The sequence below is a fragment of the Bacillus sp. GbtcB14 genome (assembly GCF_019091205.1).
Lineage (GTDB): Bacteria > Bacillota > Bacilli > Bacillales > Bacillaceae_G > Bacillus_A > Bacillus_A cereus_AG.
Genome location: NZ_JAGXJT010000004.1, coordinates 469,658 through 491,723 on the forward strand (window position 1 = coordinate 469,658; position 22,066 = coordinate 491,723).

Sequence of the window (22,066 nt, forward strand, 5' to 3'; positions counted from 1 at the left end):
CTTTTACTTTACCCAACCGAGCAGCATTTCCCGCACGAATTTGCTTGCTGCGACTGGTGTTTGATCACTATGGTCGTAGACAGGAGCTACTTCTACTAAGTCTGCTCCAACTACATTTATATTTGAATTTGCAATTGCTACGATGGAATCTAATAATTCTTTAGATGTGATACCTCCAGCTTCTAACGTTCCTGTTCCAGGAGCATGAGCTGGGTCTAATACGTCAATGTCAATTGTGACATAGACTGGGCGTCCTGCAAGTTTCGGCAATACTTCTTTTAACGGTTCTAATACGTCAAATTTATATAAGTTCATACCTACTTCTTTTGCCCATTCGAATTCTTCCTTCATTCCAGAACGAATACCGAAAGAATATACGTTTTCCGGACCAATTAAATCACACACTTTACGAATTGGTGTAGAGTGGGATAAAGGCTCCCCTTCATACGATTCTCGTAAATCAGTATGAGCATCCATATGGATGATAGCTAAATCCGGATATTTTTTTGCCATTGCCTTAAAAATTGGCCAAGACACTAAGTGCTCACCGCCGAGACCTAGTGGAAACTTATCGGCATCTAAAAGTTTTGATACATACTCTTCAATCATATCTATGCTGCGTTGTGCGTTTCCGAATGGTAATGGGATATCGCCCGCATCAAAATATTTTACCTCTTCTAGTTCACGATCTAAATATGGGCTATATTCTTCAAGACCGATTGATACTTCACGAATACGTGCAGGGCCAAAGCGAGATCCTGGACGGTAACTTACTGTCCAATCCATAGGCATCCCGTAAATAACTACCTTTGACTCTTCAAAACTTGGATGACTTTTAATAAATACTTTACCTGAATAAGCTTCATCAAAACGCATATTCTTTTCCTCCTTATGTGGAACTTAAGGTATCCCAACCTTTCATATTTCTCAAATTTGGAGCGAGCTGCTCCTCTTTCTCGATTTACCGGTGTCTTCTTTTTTAACAATAAGAAGACGATTTTCTTTACAGAAGTGTAAATAGCTAGCATGTTCAAGTCTTCTGGACAAACACCTTAAATGAGCTACTTACACTTTATTTGTTCAATACGATTCTCTTACTTAATTAGATCGCCAACAAATTTCGGTAATGCGAATGCTGCATTGTGTAATTCTTTTGTGTAGTATTTCGTGTCGATTTCGTGGAAACGCTCTTCACTTACTTCTAATGGATCATGTTTTTTAGATCCAATTGTGAACGTCCAAAGACCGCTTGGGTAAGTTGGAATGTTCGCTGTGTATAAACGAGTAATTGGGAAGATCTCTTTTACGTCTTTAAACACAGTTGTAATTAGTTCTGGTGTAAACCAAGGGTTGTCCGTTTGTGCAACGAAAATACCATCTTCTTTTAACGCTTTTGAAATTCCAGCGTAGAAGCCTTTTGTAAATAGGTTTACTGCTGGGCCTACTGGCTCAGTAGAATCTACCATAATTACGTCATATTCATTTTCACTTTCTGCGATGTGTAGGAAACCGTCTCCTACTTTTACTTCTACACGCTCATTATCTAATGCGCCTGCAATTGATGGTAAGTATTGTTTAGAGTACTCAATTACTTTTCCATCGATTTCAACAAGAGTTGCTTTCTTTACACTTGGGTGTTTTAACACTTCACGAATAACACCGCCATCGCCACCACCTACAACTAATACGTTTTCAGGGTTTGGATGTGTAAATAAAGGTACGTGCGCTACCATTTCATGATAAACGAACTCATCTTTTTCTGTTGTCATAACCATGCCATCTAAAATAAGCATGTTTCCGAACTCTTCCGTTTCAACCATATCAAGTTTTTGGAATTCTGTTTGCTCCGTATGTAATGTGCGGTTAATACGCGCCGTAATCCCAAAATGTTTTGTTTGTTTTTCAGTGAACCATAGTTCCATCGTACAATCACGCCTTTCAATGCAAATTTATAATAAGGACATCATTAATGTCCCCTAACAAAAATAAAACAAAACATCCAAAAAGTATAGTTAAAAGTACAAAAATACCGAAAATATATTTTAGTCAGAGGGTTCTAACATATATGTATAAAGAAAACCCTTTCTTAAGAAAGGGCTTTTCTCTCTACTTCTACCGGTTTTCGAATCGGAATTAAAATCATTACACAACCGACTAACACGACAATTCCACCAACTAAAAACGGACTTTGTGGTGAAACAGTGTGGCCGATGATTCCTGATAAGATTGGAGCAATTGCGCCACCTAACCAACGAACGAAGTTATAAACACCTGATGTAACAGATCTTTCATAAGGTGAAATATCCATTACATAACTTGTAAATAATGCATTATTTAATCCCGACGCTAATCCTGATAGAACAATTAATACAATTTGTAACCACATAACTTTCACAAAGAATAGTGCGATTAAGAAAAGCGCAAATACGAGTAAACTACCTTTCAACAATGCTTTCGGCTCATATTTACCTTCTAGCTTATGAGCTAAAATTGCAGAACCGTAAGCTAACGCTAATCCCCATCCGCAAAATACAAACCCTAATTGAATAGCAGATAAATGCATAATCAGTGGTGAATATGCTAACACAACGAAAAATCCATAGTAGTATAACATTCCTGAAATTGCACCTTGCATAAACGGTTTATATTTCACTAGGTTAAGTAATTCCCCTACGCCTGCCGCTTTACGCTTCACTTTTCGCTCCGGCTCTTTTACAAAAAAGAAAACTAAAATAAATGCTAAGAAAATTAAAATACTCGTCGCAAAAAATGGGTAACGCCAAGAATGTCCACCTAATATCCCGCCTAATAGCGGTCCGCCTGCCATCCCTAAACCGATAGCTGCTTCATATAATCCTACTGCTTCATGAACTTCTTTACTTAATGCAATCAATAATGTCATCGCCGTTGCGAAGAACATCGCATTTCCTAATCCCCATCCCGCACGGAAAAGAGATAATTGAGCAATCGTTTGCGATATACCACATATAAACGCAAATACAGTTACGATCGCAAGACCAATCGTCATCATTCGTTTATCACCAAATCTTGATGCGAATATTCCAGCTGGTAACATCATAATTGCCATCGTTAAAATATATGCTGTAAATAACATCTCTACTTGCCAATGCGATGCACCAATTTGCTCAGCGATGCTTGGTAAGATTGGGTCGACTACCCCTATACCCGAAAAGGCAAGGAAGGTAGCCACCACTGTAATCAATCTCCCTAGTTTTTGTTTGCTCTCCATTTTGATTACTCTCCTTTTGTATTCTCTAAAAATATAACTGCTCGATTTAAACTTTCTTGTAACTCTGCCTTCACACGCTGCATTTGCTCCATTTTCTCGTCTAGCGTTTGCACTTGTTTTTCAAGCATCTCTTTAATTTCTTGAATCACTTCACGGTCACGGGGATTCTCACTATTTCTTCTTTGCTCCATTCTTTCTTTTAACGATAAAAAATGTTGCATTTCTTGAAGCGTAATCCCCAACACTTCTTTCGCTTCCACAATTCTTTTAATTCTAGCGATATCCTCGTCTGTATACAGGCGAATGTTCCCCTCACTACGTTCAGGGGGATGAATTAAACCAATTTCCTCATAATAACGAAGTGTACGTTTTGTTAAACCAACTTGCTTTGTGACTTCATCAATTTTATACATGTTTATTCCTCCCTTCACTTGATTATTACATTTTACGTTAACGTTAACTTTTGTGCAACTGTTAGACTTTTGTAAATGTTTATCCCATTCAATTGTATTTTTCCAAAAGCAGTTTCATAATGAAAGAAAAGAAACGATAAGGAGATTTCCGTATGAATAAACCACTTATTTTCGCTCACCGCGGGGTAAAAGGAACACATCCAGAAAATACGATGATTGCCTTCCAAGAAGCAGAACGCGTTGGTGCCCATGGAATTGAACTTGATGTCCACCTATCAAAAGATGGTGAACTTGTCGTAATTCACGATGAAACGGTAGATCGCACAACAAATGGCATCGGTCTTGTTTCTGAAAAAACAGTAGCGGAATTACAAGCTTTAGATGCTGGCAGCCATAAAGACCCTTCTTTCCATGAAGCAAAAATCCCAACATTACGCGAAGTATTCATTTGGCTATCTACAACAAGTTTACAACTCAATATTGAATTAAAAACAGACGTGATTCACTATCCAAATATTGAAGAAAAAGTTGTGGCTCTTGTTCGAGAATATCATCTATCAAATCAAATTGTATTCTCCTCATTTAACCACGAATCTGTTTCATTATTAGCAGAGATTGCTCCTGAGATCCCAAGAGCGATTTTATATGATACACCACTTGCTGATGCTATCGCTGAAGCAAAAACTAGAGAAGCAACTGGTTTACACCCAAACTTTCAACTGCTAACAAAGGAATTTGTTCAACTAGCGCAAAAACAAGGGTACGTTTTCCGCCCTTATACAATTAACGAATACAAAGATTTACAAACTATGATTGACTATGGCGTAGATGTCATTATTACCGATTGGCCAGCACGTGCCTTTGAGCTCCTTTCTTAATTGAAGGAGCTTTTTGTTTTCGAAATTTCATTGTTTAAAATAACCGAAAACCCTCAATACTAATACAATAATGTGTGTATTAGTATTGAGGGGCTGAAAAAGATGGATCAAACTATGAATCCGAAACTTAAAAAATATAAACGTCTTTTCTTCACCGTAATGTTTTCTTCTGTTCTTTTTTTCGTTTTTTCCTTTTTTGTTATTATTATAGTTGCAAAAATTATGGGACCTCCTCCTGTTGCTGTCCCGCAAACAAGTGTCTTTTACGCTAATGATGACACTGTTATCGGACAAAGTAATGAAATGCAAAAACGTTACAATGTATCTCTCAATGAAATCTCTCCTTATGTAAAAGAGGCGACACTATCTATCGAAGATCAACGATTCTACAAACATCATGGCTTTGACATGAAACGTATTGCTGGTGCTATTGTTGCCGATTTAAAAGCGATGGCAAAGGTCCAAGGTGCTAGTACGATTACACAACAGTATGCTCGTAACCTATACTTAGATCATGATAAAACGTGGAAACGTAAACTATTAGAAGCGATGTACACAATTCGCCTTGAAGTGAACTATAATAAAAATCATATTTTAGAAGGATATTTAAATACAATTTATTACGGGCATGGTGCTTACGGAATCGAAGCTGCGTCTCGTCTATATTTCGATAAAACAGCAAAAGAACTAACATTAGCTGAAGCTAGTATGCTCGCAGGTATTCCGAAAGGACCTAGTGTCTACTCTCCCTTTTTAAAAGGGGATCGCGCGAAAGGACGGCAATCTCTCATATTAGATGAAATGGTAGAACAGGGTTACATTACAAAGAAACAAGCAACTTCAGCGAAGAAAGAGCCACTAACTTTCGCCTCATTAGATACGAAAAAAGTGGCAGAGGTCGCACCTTATTTCCAAGATGCTGTACAAGCTTCTCTTCTTCGTGATATCGGATTAGATGAACAAGCATTACAAAAAGGTGGTTTGCGTATTTATACAACGCTAGACCCTAAATTACAATCGGTCGCAGAGCAAGCTGTAAAAGATCACATACCCGACACAACAAACATACAAACTGCGCTCGTCTCTATGAATCCAAAAACAGGTGAAGTAGCTGCCCTTGTTGGTGGAACTGATTATAATACGAGTCAATTTAACAGGGCTACACAGGCTGCTCGACAACCCGGCTCTACGTTTAAGCCATTCCTGTATTACGCGGCATTAGAACGAGGATTCACCCCTGCTACGCGCTTAAAAAGCGAATATACCGTATTCACTTTAGGTGACGGTGTTTCCAAGTATAAACCGAAAAACTATAAAGACTATTATGCAGACGATTTTGTAACAATGGCGCAAGCTCTTGCGGTCTCTGATAACGTATATGCCGTGAAGACCAATTTATTTTTAGGCGAAGACATTCTTACAAAGACAGCGAAGCAATTCGGTATTACTACCGCATTAAAAGATGTTCCGTCTCTTGCTCTCGGTACATCTCCTGTAAAACCAATTGAAATGGTTAACGCTTATAGCATGTTCGCAAACGGTGGAAAAGAAGTAAAACCAGTGTTTATTCGCCGCATTATGGACCATGAAGGAAATATGTTATACGATGCTCATTTGGAAAGTAAGCAAGTTCTTGATAAGAGCAAAGCGTTTGTGATGGAAGAAATGATGACGGGTATGTTTAATAAAAAACTAAGCAGTTACGCTGCTGTAACTGGTCAATCGATGTTATCAAAGCTATCAAGAACATATGCCGGAAAGTCTGGTTCTACTGAAACAGATAGTTGGATGATTGGATTTACCCCGCAAATCGTCACTGGTGTATGGGTTGGATACGATCAACCTAAATCGATTTCAAATGTAGCAGAACAAGGATATGCAAAAAGAATATGGACCGATACGATGGAAAAAGGCTTAGATGGACAACCTAAAAAAGAGTTTAAACAGCCAAGTGACGTCGTTGCAGTCGATATTAACCCTGAAAACGGAAAAATCGCTACAAAAAACTGTCCCATTTCAGTTAAAATGTATTTCGCAAAAGGTACAGAACCAACTGAATATTGTATGGATCATGTTGATGATAAAGAAGAATTTGAAAAGACAACTGAAGAAAAGAAAAAAACAAGTTGGTGGAAAAAATATCTTCCTTGGTAAAAAAAATAGCTGACGGGTATCCGTCAGCTATTTTTTATTCACTTAATAATGCACGGCGCAATTCTTCACTAGATTCGTTCCAAATTGCTTCATTATGTTCTTTCAAGAACGTACCAAGTACTTTTTTAGATGATTCATCCATATGGTCAACCATAATGTGACGCTTCATTGATTTATCCATTTTGTTTACGTGCTCTGGAAGTGATTTATATCCGCGGCGAATTTCACGGTCAACTGTCATTTCACAAGCTGTTACACCTGCATAATAAGCACCTGTCGCAGTTCTTTCAATCGTTACCCACACAAGCCAAAATGGTTTTCCGTTTGGAACTTCATCTTTATTTGTTAAAAACTTAATACCTTTTTCGACTGTACTACGCGCATGCATCGCACCGATATCAACAAATGCTGTTTTCTCTAGTACATCGACAAATACAGGCGAAATGTTTTCTAGACTTAATGCCCCAACGCCAAAACCACCATGTCCATCTGTTGAATCATTTTTCACGATATTAAAACCGATTTTTTTCTTTTTCTCTGTCATATGTAAAGTCCTCCTCGCTTACTGATTAGAAAAGCCTGAAAATAGGCGCAATGATATTTTGTAAAAACATTAATACATGCGGAATAACTACTTGGAAAATAGGTTGGATCGTGTAATTGCTAAGCGGTGTAATAACGAGAATTAATAACGCAATTGCTCCATATTTTTCATACTGCGTCATTTTCGCACGAATATTTGCTGGCGCTAAATCCTCCACGACGCGATATCCATCAAGTGGTGGGATTGGTAATAAGTTGAATACAAGTAAAACAATATTTAACATTATAAAGAGTTCAAAGAATCTCTCTAATGTATCAGCTACTGCAACTGGAATTGCATCAAATATTCCGAATACTATTAAGCTATACAAAATAATTAAACCAATTGCACTTAAAATTAAATTACTAATTGGCCCTGCAATCGAAACTAATATTCCCGCAAGACGTGGTCTTTTAAAATTATACGGATTAACTGGTACCGGTCTTGCCCAACCGAAACCAAGAATTAATACAGCAATCATCCCGATAGGATCTAAGTGTGCCATCGGTGATAAAGTTAAACGGCCTTGCCTCTTTGCTGTATCGTCTCCAAATTTATATGCAACATATGCATGCGCAAATTCATGCACTGATAATGCAATAATAATCGCCATTGCTACCAACGGGATTTCTTGCAATGGATATCTAAATAACTGATCCATACTCCAACTCCTCTTCAATATGTCCAAAAAAGAAAATATTTGTTTTTTCGATTGTTCTTCCCCATAATCCGCTATAATAAGAGTGTAACTTACATAAAAGGAGCGATTATATATGCCATACGTAACAGTGAAAATGCTAGAAGGACGCACAGAAGAACAAAAGAAAGCTCTTGCTGAGAAAGTAACAGCAGCAGTAAGCGAAACAACTGGTGCTCCTGAAGAAAACATCGTTGTTTTCATCGAAGAAATGTCTAAAAACCATTATGCAGTTGGCGGAAAACGCTTAAGCGACAAATAATTTCAAGTTCTTTCATAAGAAGCAGCTCTTAGCTGCTTCTTATTTTTTTCCTTCTAGTAACTCGATGATTCTCTCTTTATATTTTCCTTTTCTTCCATCTTCATAGATTAAATCATGCGGATAGAATAATTTTTGATCTCTTCTCTTCTTGCCAGTAATTGCTTCAACAATATCCGATTCACGTGAAAGCTCTCTAAGCTCCCCATTTGGCATAAGAAGTAAGATTGGCAGACGTTCTTCTTCTTCACCAGCACGGTAAAAATCATACGGTAAGTCGGATGTTGAATCAACTACTAAATAGTATTCTGGATCAAGCCCAATCTTTTTAAATAAACTACTTAATTCCATCCAATTATCTAAACCGTGCTGATCTGTAAACTCTACATATTTAAATAAGTTTCGATTCATAAAACGACGGCATAAATCACTTAAAATTGGATCTTCTTCGTCTTGCCATACTTGGAAGTAATAATACATAACGTTCTCGTCTAACTTTAAATAATCCTCTACTGTTACTTCTTCTTCAAATAAAGAATAGAAATGAACCGGATGATTTTTAAATGTATAATACTTCTCGTGCAATGATTTTGCACGGTGTAAAATCTTCGTTAAAATAACTTCGGCACTGCGCGTTACCGGGTGGAAATATACTTGCCAATACATTTGATAACGACTCATAATATAATGCTCAACAGCATGCATACCACTATTTTTAATAACTACTTGATTGCCGTATGGACGCATGACACGCAGTATACGTTCCATATCAAAATTTCCATACTTTACGCCAGTGAAATACGCATCTCTTAATAAATAGTCCATACGATCTGCATCAATTTGACTGGAAATCATGCTAATCGCTAATTTATTAGTAGATGTTTTTGCGATTACATCGGCCACCTTTTGTGGAAAGTCTTTATCCACACGACTTAATACGCGATTAATTTCCGTATCTCCAACGATGATTTTTTGCGTAAATTTCTCATGATCTAATGAAAATACTTTTTCAAACGAGTGAGAAAATGGGCCGTGACCGACATCATGAAGTAAGGACGCACATAAACATAACAATCTATCTTCAGCATTCCAGTTCGGTCTGCCATCAAACACATCATCAATCATACGACGAATAATTTCATATACACCTAACGAATGAGTAAAGCGACTATGCTCTGCACCGTGAAATGTAAAAAATGTCGTTCCAAGCTGCTTAATACGGCGCAAGCGTTGAAATTCTTTCGTTCCGATTAAATCCCAAATAACACGATCGCGCACGTGCACATATTTATGTACCGGGTCTTTAAACACTTTTGTTTCGCTGAGTTTGTCGTTTAAATATACCACCTTCCGACATCCCCCTTTCTTTACTGCATTCTTACTATATATTATAAACGAAATAGGAAACAGAAAGAAATGAAAGACTATATTAATTGCCCTTATATAAAGAAAAAATCACTTTTACCGAAGTAAAAGTGATTTCTTTTTATATATTATTTCCCTAAAACGAATTCAGCAACTTCATCTAAGATCATTTCTTTACCTAGAGGGAAGTAACCTTTGTTTAAGTCTTCGTTTTTAATTGTAAATACGTGGTTGTTTTTAACAGCATTCATATTTTTCCAAATCGATTCTTCTTGGAATTCTTTTAGACGCTGAGAACCGTCACCAGTTGTAAATACAAATAGGTAATCGGGGTTGTAATCGATTAAAGCTTCTTTTTGTACTTGTACTAATGGTTTATCTGTTGGTGTACCTTTAACTGCTGGTAATTTCAAGTCATTAAAGATTACGCTACCGTAACCGTAGTCACCGTATACACGGAAAGCATTTGGATATGCAGCCATTTTCATGAATGTTGCATCGCCAGTTTTCGCAACGATTTTGTCATGTAATTTGCTTGCTTTTTCATCATACTGTTTGAACCATTCTTTTGTTTCTTTCTCTTTACCGAAGATCTGACCTACTTCTTCGAATTTTGGACGCCATTGGTCTAATGGAGTTTTCAACATAACTGTTGGTGCAATTTTAGATAATTGATCATAGATCTTTTCTTGACGATTGTTTACAAGAATTAAGTCTGGCTTTGCAGCAGCTACTGCTTCGATGTTAATTTTATCGCCCCAAGCAGAGCCAACTGGTTTTACGTCTTTTAATTTCTTTTCAATATGTGCATCAATTTTTTCTTGAGATGTATTAGCAGTAATAATTGGTTTCATACCAAAAATTAATAATTCTTCTGTTGAACCACTAAGGTCAGCAATTTTCTTTGGATTTGCAGGGATTTTAATTTCCCCTTTTGCGTGTTGTACAGTGCGCTCTTCAGTTTTCGCATCCTTCGCATCTGCTTTCTTCGCTTCTTCTTTGTTAGAACAAGCTGCAAATAGTACAGAAGTAACGACTAGTACCATTGCTAATAGTGCCATTTTAAAATTCTTCATGTTCCCACTCCTTCTAGCTGTATTTCTCTTATAAGTTACAATGAACTATAAGAAACGAGGATAACATTCAATCAATATATACTTATTAATTGTTGTTATTAACCCATTCTAAAGGGCGTTCAACTTCCCATTCGTATATAAGAAGCTCAACGTCCATTAGAAGTCCCCCTCTCTAAGAGGGGGGCTATTTATGCTTTTTTACGTAATTGATTATTAATCATCATTAAATCGTATGTTAAACAAATTGGCTTACAGTTTACTGGACATGGAACGATTTGAGCTTCAATCTCAAATACGTTACGAAGTGTTTCACTCGTCATCACTTCGTCTGGCGTTCCTTGTTTCATTAACTTACCTGCTTTTAATGCAATCATATGATCTGAGAAACGAGAAGCATGGTTTAAATCATGGATAACCATAACAATCGTTCTACCTTCTTCTTCATTTAACTTTTTCAATAAGTTTAATACTTCTAATTGATGCGCCATATCTAAGTACGTTGTCGGTTCATCTAATACAAGTAATTCTGTTCCTTGTGCAAGAGCCATCGCAATCCATACGCGTTGACGTTGCCCACCTGATAACGCCTCTGCTGGACGATTTGCGAATTCTGTCATTCCCGTCACTTCAAGTGCCCAATGAATGTAACGATAATCCTCTTCTTTCAACGTTCCAAATCCTTTTTGATGAGGAAAGCGTCCATATGAAACAAGCTCAAACACAGTAAGGCCAGTTGGCACTTCTGCAGTCTGTGGTAAAATCGCCATTTTCTTTGCGATTTCTTTCGTTGGTTGTTTCTCAATTGCTTTTCCGTCAAGGTAAACAGTACCTTTTTTCGCCTTCAAAATACGAGAAGCCGTTTTTAATAATGTGGACTTCCCACAACCATTTGGTCCAATAATTGTTGTAATTTTCCCTTCCGGAATTTCAACTGTTAATCCATCAATAATTAACCCTTCATTATAGCCAACAGATACCGCATCAACCGCTAAAGTTGCCATACAAAAAGCCTCCCTTTATTTTGTCTTCATAAGTAAGTATATGAAATATGGTGCACCAATTACAGAAATAACAAGACCGACTGGTATTTCTGAAGTTGTTAACACACTTCTTGAAATTACGTCTGCGAATAAAAGTAAAAACGTCCCTATTAGTGCAGCAGTAGGCAGCATAATTTGATGTTTACCACCAACAAGACGCCTCGCTAAATGCGGAGCCATTAAACCGATAAAACCAATTCCTCCGGCAACAGCGACAGATGCCCCAGCTAAACAAACTGCAATAAATAATAATTTACGTCTTTCTTTTTCTACATTTACACCAAGGCCAACAGCTGTAGAGTCGCCTAGGTTCATTACATTTAATATGTGCGCCTTACTAATAGCAAGTGGCAAGAAAATAACCATCCACGGAAGTACACTTAGCACGAACTTCCAATCTGTTCCCCACAAACTTCCTGCTAACCAAATCGTCGCAAAACGGAAATCGTTAGATGTCATCTTCATAGAAAAAATTAAACTAACAGCACCAAACCCAGCTGCAACAGCGATACCAACTAGTATTAATCTCGTTGATGAAACGCCGTCTTTCCATGCTAGTAAATAAATAATAACTGCTGCTAATATCGCACCAACTAACGCGAAGAATGGAAGGATAAATACAGATAAAAATGTACCAGTCCCAACTTTCCCGAAGAAAAAGTAGACGAATATAACAACTGTTAATCCCGCTCCAGCGTTAATACCGATAATACCTGGATCAGCAAGTGGATTTCGTGATAACCCTTGCAAAATCGCACCTGACATCGCTAAAGCAGATCCGACTAATATAGCAATAACCATGCGTGGCATACGGAATTCAAATAAAATAACAGACTGATCTTCAGCCCCAAGTCCAACCAATGACTTTAATACGTCCATTGGTGGTATTTTAAATGTCCCTGTATTTAAACTTACTAAAAATACAGTAACGATTAATCCTACTAAAATTGTTAAAACCGAAACGTTCTTTTTTGTTAAGACACTTGTCCTCACATTTTCCCTCTCCCTTCGTTACGTGCTAAGTAGAGGAAGAATGGAACCCCAATTAGCGCTGTAATTGCTCCAATTGGCGTTTCAAACGGTGGATTAATAACGCGAGATAACATATCTGCACATTCAATTAACAGTCCGCCTAAGACCGCAGAACATGGAATAACCCATCTATAGTCTGAGCCTACAAGGAAACGAGTCATATGTGGGATTACAAGACCAACAAATCCAACCGATCCTGCCATAGAAACTGCAGAACCTGTTAACACAAGAACAAGTACTGTTCCGATAAATTTAATTAATGTCGTATTTTGACCAAGTCCAATCGCAATTTCTTCACCGAAGCTTAAAATTGTAATATACCTTGACATTATAATTGCAATAAAGAGACAAACAAGACCAATCGGTACTAACATATTAATACTTTCCCATTTCACTCCAGCAACTCCGCCTGCATTCCACATACTCACCTCTTGAGCAAGGTTGAAATATAACGCAATTCCAGATGAAATGGCCCCTAATAAAGCACTAATTGCCGCTCCTGCTAAAGCTAACTTCACAGGCGTTAATCCACCTGGTGAAGAAGACCCAACACCATATACAATGGCCGCCCCAAACGCCGCTCCAATAAAAGATGCGATAACGAACATTAAATAAGGTGAATTAGGGAAGAATGCATACATAATTGCAATCCCAAATACAGCCCCATCTGTAATCCCCATTAATGATGGAGAAGCAAGTGGATTTCGCGTCATACCTTGCATAATTGCCCCCGATACCGCTAAAAAGGCACCTGCAACTACGCCCCCTATTGCTCTAGGCATGCGAAGTTCTTGAATTACGTTATGATGCGTAATAGAACCGTCAAACTGAAACACAGCTTGCCATACAGTCTTTAAACTAATATCTGCCGCTCCAAACGAAATAGAAACTGCCATGCTTAAAGCTAACAAAATTGTACCTACTATTAAAATAATAGAAGCAATGAGCGGTCTGCTCTTAATCTCTTTAACATTCACATCTTGCTGTTCTATACTCCTTGCGCTCGCTTCCATCCCTCAACCATCCTAACCAACAACATATATTTAATGAAATGAAATTTATTCTCAAATAGCAATAAAAAAATTAGATGAATTGTTCTTTTCCTGATAATGATTCTCAGAATCAGACACCTTCTATTCTACCTATCGCTTCAAAAGACTGTCAACCATTATTTTGAAATATAAATTTATATAAATTGAAATTCGAATGAACAGATAATGCCCCTCCTTCATTGAATGTTAATCTACTCAATTGTATTTTCGTAGAATAACTCATTCCTCTTATGGGCATAAAAAAAGAAGAGTAATCTGTTCACTCTTCCTTTTCTTACTTATTTAACTTTGCTTCAATTTTTACAATTAATTCATCTTCTGTTGGAGCCGCAACTGGACGATTATTTACAAATGCGAATGATTTTTTACGACCAGGGCCACAGTAAGACTGACACGCAACTTCAATCGTTGCACATGAATCTACTTTTTTCAACTTCGGAATCAATGTTTTAACGTTCGTTGCCTGACAATCATCACACACACGAAATTCGTTCCCCATTATATAACACTTCCTCTATTTTAAACTTTTCTCAAGTACATTTAAAAATAAACACTAAATGGTATTTTACCGCTCTTTGAAGCTCGTTGCAAGTTTCCCTATAAAGCTCTTTCTTCATATAATGCTACATATTTATATGTTCTCCTACAGAAGCTTACGTCATTCTTGGCAAAATTTATACCTTTCATCGAAATCTACCATATTTTTAAAAGCTTTGTATAAAAGCTCATTTTTTTGCCCATTATAAAAATAGGAAGTTCATAAAAAGAAAGGGAGTTGAATCTATGAAAGTAAGACAAGATGCTTGGACGGATGAGGATGATTTATTACTTGCTGAAACTGTACTTCGTCACGTTCGAGAAGGAAGTACTCAATTAAATGCATTTGAAGAAGTGGGTGATCAATTAAATCGTACATCGGCTGCCTGTGGTTTCCGTTGGAATGCTGTTGTCCGCTATAGCTATGAACAAGCTCTTCAACTAGCAAAAAAACATCGTAAAGATAAAATGCGTGCTGCAAGCGGTGAACAAGCGAAAAAACGTTTACTTTATACACCACCAGCTTCAGATTCGATAACTGACTATGAAGAATTCGTGCAAGAGGAATCAATTGTACAATATAAAGAAGCTATTCCATATCAAGAACCTACTGTTCCTACTGCAAAAGGCTCTATGACAATGCAAGATGTTATTTATTTTTTACAAACCGTCGGATCTTCAAATATAAAAGTAACAGCTCTTGAAAACGAGAATACGAGATTGAAACAAGAAATTAAATCACAAATCCTTCGAAATGAAGAACTAGAAAAGAAACTAGAAAAATTAGAAGCACAATCTCATACTGTACAAGAAGATTATGAAACACTTATGAACATTATGAACCGCGCTCGTAAGTTGGCAGTCATGGATGACGAAGAACGTTCTCAAACATCTTTCCGAATGGATCGAAACGGTAATTTAGAAAAAATCGCAGAATAAAAAGGATGCATTACATGCATCCTTTTTATTATTTCACTTCCACCATATGTGCTTCTTCTACGTTAGAACCTTTCTTTATATCTGGGAAAATCTTTTCCTTTGGATTTTCTTTAAAGGCTGCTAATCCAATCGTTTTTACCGGTTCATTTATCTTTGTATATTCGGCATCACTAACAACCGCATACATATCTGTATATTTACGCGCATCACCGATTACTACATTACCTTCATACTTCATTTTCTTTCCATCAATTACTACATCTTTTTGTTCCTCTTTAGCGAATACTACTCCCACTTCATCTGAAACAGATGGCAATGCTTTAATTGGTTCCACATCTTCTTTTACTACCTTTTTCAGCATATTTTCTTTTACCATTTTTTCAGCTGTTGTTTTATTCATAATTAAAACCTTTTTCTCATTGACAGTACCTAGTTTTGCTTCAAATTTACTTTGGGATTCAATTTTATCTTTATATTGATCCATTGTTTTTTGAACGCCAGTTTCATCTCCATACATAACAACGCCCTTTGCTTGTGGTGCAATCATATCCATAATAGAACAACCACTAAATACAGCAGCTGACATAATCGCTACGAGTCCTAATTTCACTTTTTTCATTTGTATTCCTCCTGAAATCATAATTACATTTCTTAGTTTAACCACCGCAGCTAGTTTAACCAATTCACTTTCCTTACAACAACCTTACAATTCAGTAAGGTTCCCTCTTAAAAACTAATTTCATTATTTTTTGCTATAATAGAGATTGTCATTTTAAAGATAAGGGGTTAGTTATATGAGCAATTCCCGTTCCATTTTATCTCAGCCAGAGTGGCGTATTGTAGATCAGTCTAGTTTGGGACCAACATTCCATGCATTGCAGTCATTCGCAATGGATGACACATTATGTACAAGTATCGGAAATGGTCAATCAGCTGCAACAATGCGTTCTTGGGTTCATCACAATACAATTGTTCTTGGCATTCAAGATTCACGCCTACCACACTTGGAAGAAGGTATTTCCTTTTTACAAGAAAACAACTTCAATGTTATCGTTCGTAATTCCGGTGGACTTGCAGTCGTACTTGATGAAGGGGTTTTAAACGTATCACTTTTATTCCAAGAGACGGAAAAAGGTATTGATATTGATCTTGGATACGATACAATGTGGCATTTAATTAAGGAAATGTTAAACGATTACGATGTTACAATCGAGGCAAAAGAAATCGTTGGTTCTTACTGTCCTGGTAGCTATGACTTAAGTATTCGCAATCAAAAATTTGCTGGCATTTCACAGCGCCGTATTCGCGGCGGTGTCGCTGTCCAGATTTATCTTTGTGCTACAGGAAGTGGTGCTGAACGTGCCGCACTCGTTCGTGATTTCTACAACCTAGCAATCCAAGGAGAAGAAACACGCTTTACGTATCCTGAAATTGTACCGAGCACGATGGCTTCACTTTCAGAATTACTTGGCGAAACCATTACAGTACAAGATTTAATGATGCGCCTTTTAAAAACACTGCAGCAATTCGCTCCAAAGTTAACACCATCTCAATTAACAGTAGATGAAGTTCCTTTATATGAGACGAATTTACAACGTATTATTGATCGTAACAATAAAGCACTTGGCTTAGAAAAATAAAGACCGTCGCTATAATAGCGACGGTCTTTATTTCAATTCATTATAGAATTAAAGTGCTTGAGCTGCTGTAATTAAAGCTAACTTGTACACTTCTTCTTCGTTACATCCGCGAGACAGGTCATTTACAGGCATATTTAAACCTTGTAAGATTGGTCCTACTGCTTCGAAGTTACCTAAACGTTGAGCGATTTTGTAGCCAATATTACCAGCTTCTAAGCTTGGGAATACGAATACGTTAGCATCACCTTGAATTGTAGAACCTGGAGCTTTTTTCTCAGCTACAGATGGTACGAATGCAGCATCGAATTGGAATTCTCCATCTAAAGTTAATTCAGGAGCCATTTCTTTTGCAATGCGAGTTGCTTCTACAACTTTTTCTGTTTCTGGAGATTTCGCAGAACCTTTTGTAGAGAAGCTTAACATAGCAACGCGTGGATCAATACCGAATAGTTCAGCAGTTTTCGCACTTTCGATACCAATTTCAGCTAAATCTTGGCTGTTTGGTGCAATGTTAATTGCACAATCAGCGAATACATATTTCTCTTCTTCACGTACCATGATGAATACGCCAGAAGTTTTTGTAACGCCTGGTTTTGTTTTAATGATTTGAAGTGCTGGACGAACTGTATCAGCTGTAGAATGAGCTGCACCACTTACTAAACCGTGTGCTTTGCCCATGTATACAAGCATTGTACCGAAGTAGTTTTCGTCTTTAAGGATTTTGCGAGCGTCTTCTTCAGTTGCTTTACCTTTACGGCGTTCAACGAAAGATGCTACCATTGCATCCATTTCTTCGTATGTAGCTGGGTCGTAAATATCAACGCCTGCTAATGTTAAATTCATGCTAGCAGCTTTTGCGCTAATTTCTTCTTTATTACCAACTAAGATTGGTTTTACTAACTCTTCTTTTGCTAAACGCTCTGCAGCGCCTAAAATTCTTTCATCAGTTCCTTCAGGAAGTACGATAGAAATGCCTTTTCCTTGAACTTTTTCTTTTACTGTTGTAAATAAGTTGCTCACGAATAAACCCTCCTACATATGTTAAAAAACTCTATCTTTAAGAATACTGCTTTTCCTCTATATTTTAAACTTATAGCTCCCAAAAAATAGATAAAATGAAAATGATTATATTTTCATAAAATTCAGCCTAAAAATAAAGTCCCTTTAAGCCTTGTCTCCTCCTATTTTAAAGCAAATTTAAATGTGACAATTTTATGCGCCAAGGTTTTATATAGATGATTTTAAAACTATATATGCTATAGTTAACGTGTAAAACTATCATTAACTGAGGTGAATAGAATGAGTGAAGCAACAACAACGTTAGATGGCTGGTATTGTTTACATGATTTACGTTCTATTGATTGGGCTGCATGGAAAACATTATCTAGCGACGAACGCGGACAAGCTGTGTCTGAATTTTTAAATGTCGTTGAAAAATGGAACAAAGTATCTACTGCGAAAAAAGGCAGTCATGCAATGTATACTGTTGTTGGCCAAAAAGCTGATATTATGCTTATGATTTTACGTCCAACAATGGAAGAGTTAAATGAAATTGAGACAGAATTGAATAAAACAACATTAGCTGAATATATGGTTCCTGCATACTCTTACGTATCTGTTGTTGAACTAAGCAACTACCTTCCAGCTGATGAAGATCCATATCAAAACCCACAAATCTTAGCTCGCTTATATCCAGAACTACCAAAGGCAAATCACATTTGCTTCTATCCAATGGACAAGCGCCGCCAAGGTGATGATAACTGGTACATGCTTCCTATGGAAGAACGTAAAAAAATGATGTACAGTCATAGTAAAATCGGTCGCCAGTACGCAGGTAAAGTACGCCAAGTTATTTCAGGATCAGTTGGATTCGATGATTTTGAGTGGGGCGTAACATTATTCGCTGACGATGTTCTTCAATTTAAAAAACTTATATATGAAATGCGCTTCGATGAAGTAAGTGCTCGTTATGGTGAATTCGGAACATTTTTCGTTGGGAACATTTTACCAGACGAAAAGGTAGAGAAATTTTTACACATATAAAGTGAAACTTTAATCAGCCCTCACCAATCGGGCTTTTACGGGCTGTTGATACCCCTCCTAACTTCTTTGCTTTCACTGAATTGCGAGGTAGGAATCTTACTGCCCGTTAATGCGGAGTAAATCGTAAAAAGGGAACGAATTTCGTTCCTTTTTTTATTATCCTCTATATTTCTCCTCAAAAAACTTCTTTCCTCTGCAAATTTGAACAAAAATCGACAAATTCCTTTCAAATTCCTTACAAAATTGTAACCTTTCTATATCCAAATTTATGCTAAAATGGTACGAGCTACATGCTAATAACGATGCGAAGGTGATAATCTATATGAAGAAAATCTTGTCTATTTTACTAGTACTTTTATTGTCAATTTCTTCCTTAGGAGTAACAACATCCCATGCGGAAGAAAAAATACACATTGAGGCAGCCGCCGCACTTCTATTTGATGCAGATACAGGAAAAATACTGCATGAACAAAATCCAGATGAATTACTAGCTATCGCTAGTATGTCAAAATTAATTGTTGTTTATGCTGTATTAGAAGCAATTAAAGAAGGAAAAACCACTTGGGATACAAAGGTAAACATTTCTGATTACGCGTATGAAGTTTCACGTAATAATGAATTCTCTAACGTTCCGTTTGAAAAGGGACGTCAATATACTGTAAGAGAATTATATCATTCTATCGTTATCTTCTCTGCAAACGGATCTAGTATTGCCTTAGCAGAACTTCTTGCAGGAAGTGAGAAAAACTTCTTAAATCTTGCAAATGAACATGCAAAAAAACTAGGGTTAAAGAAATATAAATTTGTAAACGCTACTGGGTTAAATAACGCTGACTTAAAGGGAAAACATCCTGAAGGAACGGATCCGAATGGAGAAAATTCCATGTCAGCTCGCGATATGGGTATGCTTTCAAAAGCAATAATTACAAAGTATCCAGAAATGCTAGAGGATACAAAACAAAGATTTAGAAACTTCCCAGATAATCATCCGAAACCAATTCGTATGGAAAACTGGAACTGGATGTTACCAGGTGCCGCTTTCTCTTATGAAGGAACAGATGGTTTAAAAACAGGAAGTTCTGATACAGCTGGATACGGATTTACTATTACTGCTAAACGTGGTGATGTACGTCTTATTTCAGTTATTATTAAAACAAAATCAATGGATGAGCGCTTCACAGAATCTCGTGAATTAATCGAATACGGGTTTAATAATTTCGAAAAACAAAAGCTAAAAGTGAATAAAAACAATACAATTTCTGTAGTAAAAGGGAAAGAAGATCAAGTAACTGTTGCACCGGAAAAAGAAATAACAGTAATTGCAAAAAAAGGTAGCAAAGATCCTTATAAAATTGGGACTGAAGTAGATAAATCTCTTGCTGAAGATGGACATTTAGTTGCTCCTATTAAGAAAGGTGCCAAAGTAGGCTCAATTACTTTAGAATCAACTGATAAGTATGGTTTCTTAGACGGTAGTAAAAGTATGAAAGTTACTGCAAAAACGACAGAAGAAGTTGAAAAAGCAAATTGGTTCGTATTAACAATGCGCTCTATTGGTGATTTCTTCTCAAACTTATGGTCTAAAGTATTTTAATGATGAAAAGCTAGCTCACGCTAGCTTTTTTTATTTTCCTCTCTCCATGTAAAACTTCGTTTGGTTGTCATATCTGAGTCCTTTTCCTCATACGTATGAACTAGTAATTGTTACACACTTCATCTAGAGATAAACCTCTTTCCACAAGGTATTCCAAAAAGAGAGGTGACACATAATGGGCGTTATTGCTTATAACGAAGAAGATGTAAAGTTATTAGCTAGACTAATGCGTGCTGAAGCCGAAGGAGAAGGGCAACAAGGAATGTTGATGGTCGGAAACGTTGGGGTAAATCGTGTCCGCGGAAATTGTTTAGATTTTAAAAAAATACGTAATTTACGGCAAATGGTTTATCAAAACCCTGGAGGTTTTGAGGCAACGCAAAAAGGGTATTTTTATCAACGTGCAAGAGAACAAGATATCGCATTAGCAAGGCGAACGATTCAAGGACAACGTTTTTGGCCTGCCAACTTTTCCTTATGGTTTTTTAGACCTGAAGGCCCTTGTCCACCGACTTGGTATAATCAACAAAACTCTGGTCGCTTCAAAAAGCACTGCTTCTTCCAGCCATCTGGTGAGGATTGTCCTGGCGTATATTAAGGATTGATAATAAGGAGGGATTTTTGAATGGCACAGCAACAAAATCCGTATTACGGAACAGGTTTCTATCAACCATCTGGAACTTACGTACAACCGCAACAAATGACCCCACAGCAACAGCAACAACAGCAAGCAATGCAACAACAAGCTGCGCAAGCTCAATATGCTGTTTCTCAAGGCATGTTACCTCTAGAACAGTCATATATTGAAAATATTCTTCGCTTGAACAAGGGCAAGCAAGCCACAGTTGTAATGACTTATGAGCGTGGTAGTTCACTCGGTACACAATCTTATACAGGTATTATCGAAGCAGCTGGTCGTGATCATATCGTAATTAGTGAGCCACAATCAGGGAAACGTTATTTACTATTAATGATTTACTTAGATTATGTAGAATTCCCAGAAGAAATTGCGTATTTACCTAGTCAACAAGCAAGTTATGCTCCAAGACCATAAAAAAAAGCTGGCGTATGCCAGCTTTTGTTTTTTATAATCCTTTTACAACTGCAGTTCCGACTAAGATCCATGCCACAATAAACGCTACACCACCAAGAGGTGTAATTGGGCCAAAGAACTTAATACCTGTCGTACTTAATGCATACAAACTACCTGAAAACATAATAATCCCGGCTACCATAAGCCAGCCAGCAGTAGTTAAAAGTGATGATTGAATTTTATCCATCAATAAAGCAACTACGAATAGTCCACCTGCATGAAACATTTGATATGTAACGCCTGTTTTCCAAACTTCTAACATTTTTGCAGAAACTTTATTTTCTAAACCGTGTGCTCCAAAAGCCCCTAACGCAACAGATAGCCCTGCCGCAATACAACCTAGTAAAAAGAAAATTTTCATCTTAATTCCCCTTTTTATTTTTATAATAAGCAATTTTCACATATAATCCAAACGATTTAA

General features: G+C 37.0%; 24 protein-coding genes. 9 read left to right on the plus strand and 15 right to left on the minus strand.

Features of this window, described 5'->3' with window-relative positions; translation table 11 throughout:
- Window positions 1–3 precede the first annotated feature (3 nt).
- The 4 genes from speB to KVT31_RS14955 form a co-directional block, all read right to left on the minus strand.
- Window positions 4–876 carry an agmatinase gene (gene speB, locus KVT31_RS14940; protein ID WP_060632990.1) on the minus strand — a complete coding sequence of 291 codons (873 nt, stop codon included), beginning with the start codon at window positions 874–876 and terminating at the stop codon, window positions 4–6.
- A gap of 218 nt (window positions 877–1,094) precedes the next feature.
- Window positions 1,095–1,922, minus strand: a complete 828-nt coding sequence (speE, locus tag KVT31_RS14945) for a polyamine aminopropyltransferase (RefSeq protein WP_088098532.1) — start codon at window positions 1,920–1,922, stop codon at window positions 1,095–1,097.
- Between the two features lie 164 nt (window positions 1,923–2,086).
- Complete coding sequence (locus KVT31_RS14950; RefSeq protein WP_088098533.1) at window positions 2,087–3,250, minus strand: MFS transporter; 1,164 nt, start codon at window positions 3,248–3,250, stop codon at window positions 2,087–2,089.
- Window positions 3,251–3,255: 5 nt separating this feature from the next.
- Window positions 3,256–3,663 carry a MerR family transcriptional regulator gene (locus tag KVT31_RS14955; RefSeq protein ID WP_088098534.1) on the minus strand — a complete coding sequence of 136 codons (408 nt, stop codon included), beginning with the start codon at window positions 3,661–3,663 and terminating at the stop codon, window positions 3,256–3,258.
- 152 nt (window positions 3,664–3,815) lie between these two features.
- Here KVT31_RS14955 and KVT31_RS14960 point away from each other — a divergent pair, with 152 nt between their 5' ends.
- Together KVT31_RS14960 and KVT31_RS14965 are read left to right on the plus strand one after the other, a co-directional pair.
- The gene (locus KVT31_RS14960) at window positions 3,816–4,541 is read left to right on the plus strand and encodes a glycerophosphodiester phosphodiesterase (protein ID WP_088098535.1); all 726 of its coding nucleotides are present in this window, start codon (window positions 3,816–3,818) and stop codon (window positions 4,539–4,541) included.
- Window positions 4,542–4,643: 102 nt separating this feature from the next.
- On the plus strand, window positions 4,644–6,695 hold the full coding sequence (locus tag KVT31_RS14965) for a transglycosylase domain-containing protein (protein ID WP_088098536.1): 2,052 nt from the start codon (window positions 4,644–4,646) through the stop codon (window positions 6,693–6,695).
- Between the two features lie 34 nt (window positions 6,696–6,729).
- Here KVT31_RS14965 and KVT31_RS14970 read toward each other — a convergent pair whose 3' ends face one another.
- Both KVT31_RS14970 and KVT31_RS14975 read right to left on the minus strand, forming a co-directional pair.
- The gene (locus KVT31_RS14970; RefSeq protein WP_000136683.1) at window positions 6,730–7,239 is read right to left on the minus strand and encodes a YwhD family protein; all 510 of its coding nucleotides are present in this window, start codon (window positions 7,237–7,239) and stop codon (window positions 6,730–6,732) included.
- A gap of 25 nt (window positions 7,240–7,264) precedes the next feature.
- Complete coding sequence (locus KVT31_RS14975; protein ID WP_088098537.1) at window positions 7,265–7,939, minus strand: site-2 protease family protein; 675 nt, start codon at window positions 7,937–7,939, stop codon at window positions 7,265–7,267.
- A gap of 112 nt (window positions 7,940–8,051) precedes the next feature.
- On the opposite strand from KVT31_RS14975, the gene KVT31_RS14980 reads away from it, so the two are divergent.
- Window positions 8,052–8,237, plus strand: a complete 186-nt coding sequence (locus KVT31_RS14980; RefSeq protein ID WP_001147171.1) for a 2-hydroxymuconate tautomerase — start codon at window positions 8,052–8,054, stop codon at window positions 8,235–8,237.
- Window positions 8,238–8,276: 39 nt separating this feature from the next.
- Here the strand turns inward: KVT31_RS14980 and KVT31_RS14985 are convergent, their stop codons facing one another.
- From KVT31_RS14985 to KVT31_RS15010, 6 genes are all read right to left on the minus strand, one after another.
- A complete protein-coding gene (locus KVT31_RS14985) occupies window positions 8,277–9,581 on the minus strand; it encodes an HD domain-containing protein (RefSeq protein ID WP_088098538.1) in 1,305 nt (434 codons plus the stop codon).
- A 146-nt stretch (window positions 9,582–9,727) separates the two neighbouring features.
- A complete protein-coding gene (locus KVT31_RS14990) occupies window positions 9,728–10,675 on the minus strand; it encodes an ABC transporter substrate-binding protein (protein ID WP_088098539.1) in 948 nt (315 codons plus the stop codon).
- Between the two features lie 188 nt (window positions 10,676–10,863).
- Window positions 10,864–11,676 (minus strand): ABC transporter ATP-binding protein, encoded by an 813-nt coding sequence (locus KVT31_RS14995; protein WP_000212061.1) that lies wholly within the window; start codon window positions 11,674–11,676, stop codon window positions 10,864–10,866.
- Window positions 11,677–11,691: 15 nt separating this feature from the next.
- Window positions 11,692–12,708 (minus strand): FecCD family ABC transporter permease, encoded by a 1,017-nt coding sequence (locus KVT31_RS15000; RefSeq protein WP_088098540.1) that lies wholly within the window; start codon window positions 12,706–12,708, stop codon window positions 11,692–11,694.
- Window positions 12,705–13,760 (minus strand): FecCD family ABC transporter permease, encoded by a 1,056-nt coding sequence (locus KVT31_RS15005; RefSeq protein WP_061680058.1) that lies wholly within the window; start codon window positions 13,758–13,760, stop codon window positions 12,705–12,707. The genes KVT31_RS15000 and KVT31_RS15005 overlap by 4 nt, the downstream gene beginning before the upstream one ends.
- Window positions 13,761–14,073: 313 nt before the next feature.
- Window positions 14,074–14,298 (minus strand): YuzB family protein, encoded by a 225-nt coding sequence (locus KVT31_RS15010; RefSeq protein WP_000526075.1) that lies wholly within the window; start codon window positions 14,296–14,298, stop codon window positions 14,074–14,076.
- A 284-nt stretch (window positions 14,299–14,582) separates the two neighbouring features.
- Here KVT31_RS15010 and KVT31_RS15015 point away from each other — a divergent pair, with 284 nt between their 5' ends.
- Window positions 14,583–15,275 carry an RsfA family transcriptional regulator gene (locus KVT31_RS15015; protein WP_088098541.1) on the plus strand — a complete coding sequence of 231 codons (693 nt, stop codon included), beginning with the start codon at window positions 14,583–14,585 and terminating at the stop codon, window positions 15,273–15,275.
- 28 nt (window positions 15,276–15,303) lie between these two features.
- On the opposite strand, the gene KVT31_RS15020 is transcribed toward KVT31_RS15015, so the two are convergent.
- On the minus strand, window positions 15,304–15,894 hold the full coding sequence (locus KVT31_RS15020) for a lipoprotein BA_5634 family protein (protein WP_088098542.1): 591 nt from the start codon (window positions 15,892–15,894) through the stop codon (window positions 15,304–15,306).
- Between the two features lie 175 nt (window positions 15,895–16,069).
- On the opposite strand from KVT31_RS15020, the gene lipL reads away from it, so the two are divergent.
- The gene (lipL, locus tag KVT31_RS15025; RefSeq protein WP_088098543.1) at window positions 16,070–16,915 is read left to right on the plus strand and encodes an octanoyl-[GcvH]:protein N-octanoyltransferase; all 846 of its coding nucleotides are present in this window, start codon (window positions 16,070–16,072) and stop codon (window positions 16,913–16,915) included.
- A gap of 48 nt (window positions 16,916–16,963) precedes the next feature.
- Here lipL and pta read toward each other — a convergent pair whose 3' ends face one another.
- The gene (gene pta, locus KVT31_RS15030; RefSeq protein ID WP_000067216.1) at window positions 16,964–17,935 is read right to left on the minus strand and encodes a phosphate acetyltransferase; all 972 of its coding nucleotides are present in this window, start codon (window positions 17,933–17,935) and stop codon (window positions 16,964–16,966) included.
- Window positions 17,936–18,214: 279 nt separating this feature from the next.
- Between pta and hemQ the strand changes: the two genes are divergently transcribed.
- The 4 genes from hemQ (at window position 18,215) to gerQ (ending at window position 21,606) form a co-directional block, all read left to right on the plus strand.
- Window positions 18,215–18,958, plus strand: a complete 744-nt coding sequence (hemQ, locus tag KVT31_RS15035) for a hydrogen peroxide-dependent heme synthase (protein ID WP_088098544.1) — start codon at window positions 18,215–18,217, stop codon at window positions 18,956–18,958.
- A 322-nt stretch (window positions 18,959–19,280) separates the two neighbouring features.
- Complete coding sequence (locus KVT31_RS15040) at window positions 19,281–20,552, plus strand: serine hydrolase (protein WP_088098545.1); 1,272 nt, start codon at window positions 19,281–19,283, stop codon at window positions 20,550–20,552.
- Between the two features lie 175 nt (window positions 20,553–20,727).
- The gene (cwlJ, locus tag KVT31_RS15045; protein ID WP_000538163.1) at window positions 20,728–21,150 is read left to right on the plus strand and encodes a cell wall hydrolase CwlJ; all 423 of its coding nucleotides are present in this window, start codon (window positions 20,728–20,730) and stop codon (window positions 21,148–21,150) included.
- A gap of 27 nt (window positions 21,151–21,177) precedes the next feature.
- Window positions 21,178–21,606 (plus strand): spore coat protein GerQ, encoded by a 429-nt coding sequence (gene gerQ / locus KVT31_RS15050; protein ID WP_088098546.1) that lies wholly within the window; start codon window positions 21,178–21,180, stop codon window positions 21,604–21,606.
- A 31-nt stretch (window positions 21,607–21,637) separates the two neighbouring features.
- On the opposite strand, the gene KVT31_RS15055 is transcribed toward gerQ, so the two are convergent.
- Entirely contained in the window at window positions 21,638–22,006 is a 369-nt protein-coding gene (locus tag KVT31_RS15055; protein WP_000688322.1) for a DUF423 domain-containing protein, read from the minus strand.
- Between the last annotated feature and the right edge of the window lie 60 nt (window positions 22,007–22,066).

Coding starts and splice junctions, on each gene's coding strand:
- speB (WP_060632990.1), bottom strand. CDS start 876: ATGCGTTTTGATGAAGCTTATTCAGGTAAAGTATTTATTAAAAGTCAT.
- speE (WP_088098532.1), bottom strand. CDS start 1,922: ATGGAACTATGGTTCACTGAAAAACAAACAAAACATTTTGGGATTACG.
- KVT31_RS14950 (WP_088098533.1), bottom strand. CDS start 3,250: ATGGAGAGCAAACAAAAACTAGGGAGATTGATTACAGTGGTGGCTACC.
- KVT31_RS14955 (WP_088098534.1), bottom strand. CDS start 3,663: ATGTATAAAATTGATGAAGTCACAAAGCAAGTTGGTTTAACAAAACGT.
- KVT31_RS14960 (WP_088098535.1), top strand. CDS start 3,816: ATGAATAAACCACTTATTTTCGCTCACCGCGGGGTAAAAGGAACACAT.
- KVT31_RS14965 (WP_088098536.1), top strand. CDS start 4,644: ATGGATCAAACTATGAATCCGAAACTTAAAAAATATAAACGTCTTTTC.
- KVT31_RS14970 (WP_000136683.1), bottom strand. CDS start 7,239: ATGACAGAGAAAAAGAAAAAAATCGGTTTTAATATCGTGAAAAATGAT.
- KVT31_RS14975 (WP_088098537.1), bottom strand. CDS start 7,939: ATGGATCAGTTATTTAGATATCCATTGCAAGAAATCCCGTTGGTAGCA.
- KVT31_RS14980 (WP_001147171.1), top strand. CDS start 8,052: ATGCCATACGTAACAGTGAAAATGCTAGAAGGACGCACAGAAGAACAA.
- KVT31_RS14990 (WP_088098539.1), bottom strand. CDS start 10,675: ATGAAGAATTTTAAAATGGCACTATTAGCAATGGTACTAGTCGTTACT.
- KVT31_RS14995 (WP_000212061.1), bottom strand. CDS start 11,676: ATGGCAACTTTAGCGGTTGATGCGGTATCTGTTGGCTATAATGAAGGG.
- KVT31_RS15005 (WP_061680058.1), bottom strand. CDS start 13,760: ATGGAAGCGAGCGCAAGGAGTATAGAACAGCAAGATGTGAATGTTAAA.
- KVT31_RS15010 (WP_000526075.1), bottom strand. CDS start 14,298: ATGGGGAACGAATTTCGTGTGTGTGATGATTGTCAGGCAACGAACGTT.
- KVT31_RS15015 (WP_088098541.1), top strand. CDS start 14,583: ATGAAAGTAAGACAAGATGCTTGGACGGATGAGGATGATTTATTACTT.
- KVT31_RS15020 (WP_088098542.1), bottom strand. CDS start 15,894: ATGAAAAAAGTGAAATTAGGACTCGTAGCGATTATGTCAGCTGCTGTA.
- lipL (WP_088098543.1), top strand. CDS start 16,070: ATGAGCAATTCCCGTTCCATTTTATCTCAGCCAGAGTGGCGTATTGTA.
- hemQ (WP_088098544.1), top strand. CDS start 18,215: ATGAGTGAAGCAACAACAACGTTAGATGGCTGGTATTGTTTACATGAT.
- KVT31_RS15040 (WP_088098545.1), top strand. CDS start 19,281: ATGAAGAAAATCTTGTCTATTTTACTAGTACTTTTATTGTCAATTTCT.
- cwlJ (WP_000538163.1), top strand. CDS start 20,728: ATGGGCGTTATTGCTTATAACGAAGAAGATGTAAAGTTATTAGCTAGA.
- gerQ (WP_088098546.1), top strand. CDS start 21,178: ATGGCACAGCAACAAAATCCGTATTACGGAACAGGTTTCTATCAACCA.
- KVT31_RS15055 (WP_000688322.1), bottom strand. CDS start 22,006: ATGAAAATTTTCTTTTTACTAGGTTGTATTGCGGCAGGGCTATCTGTT.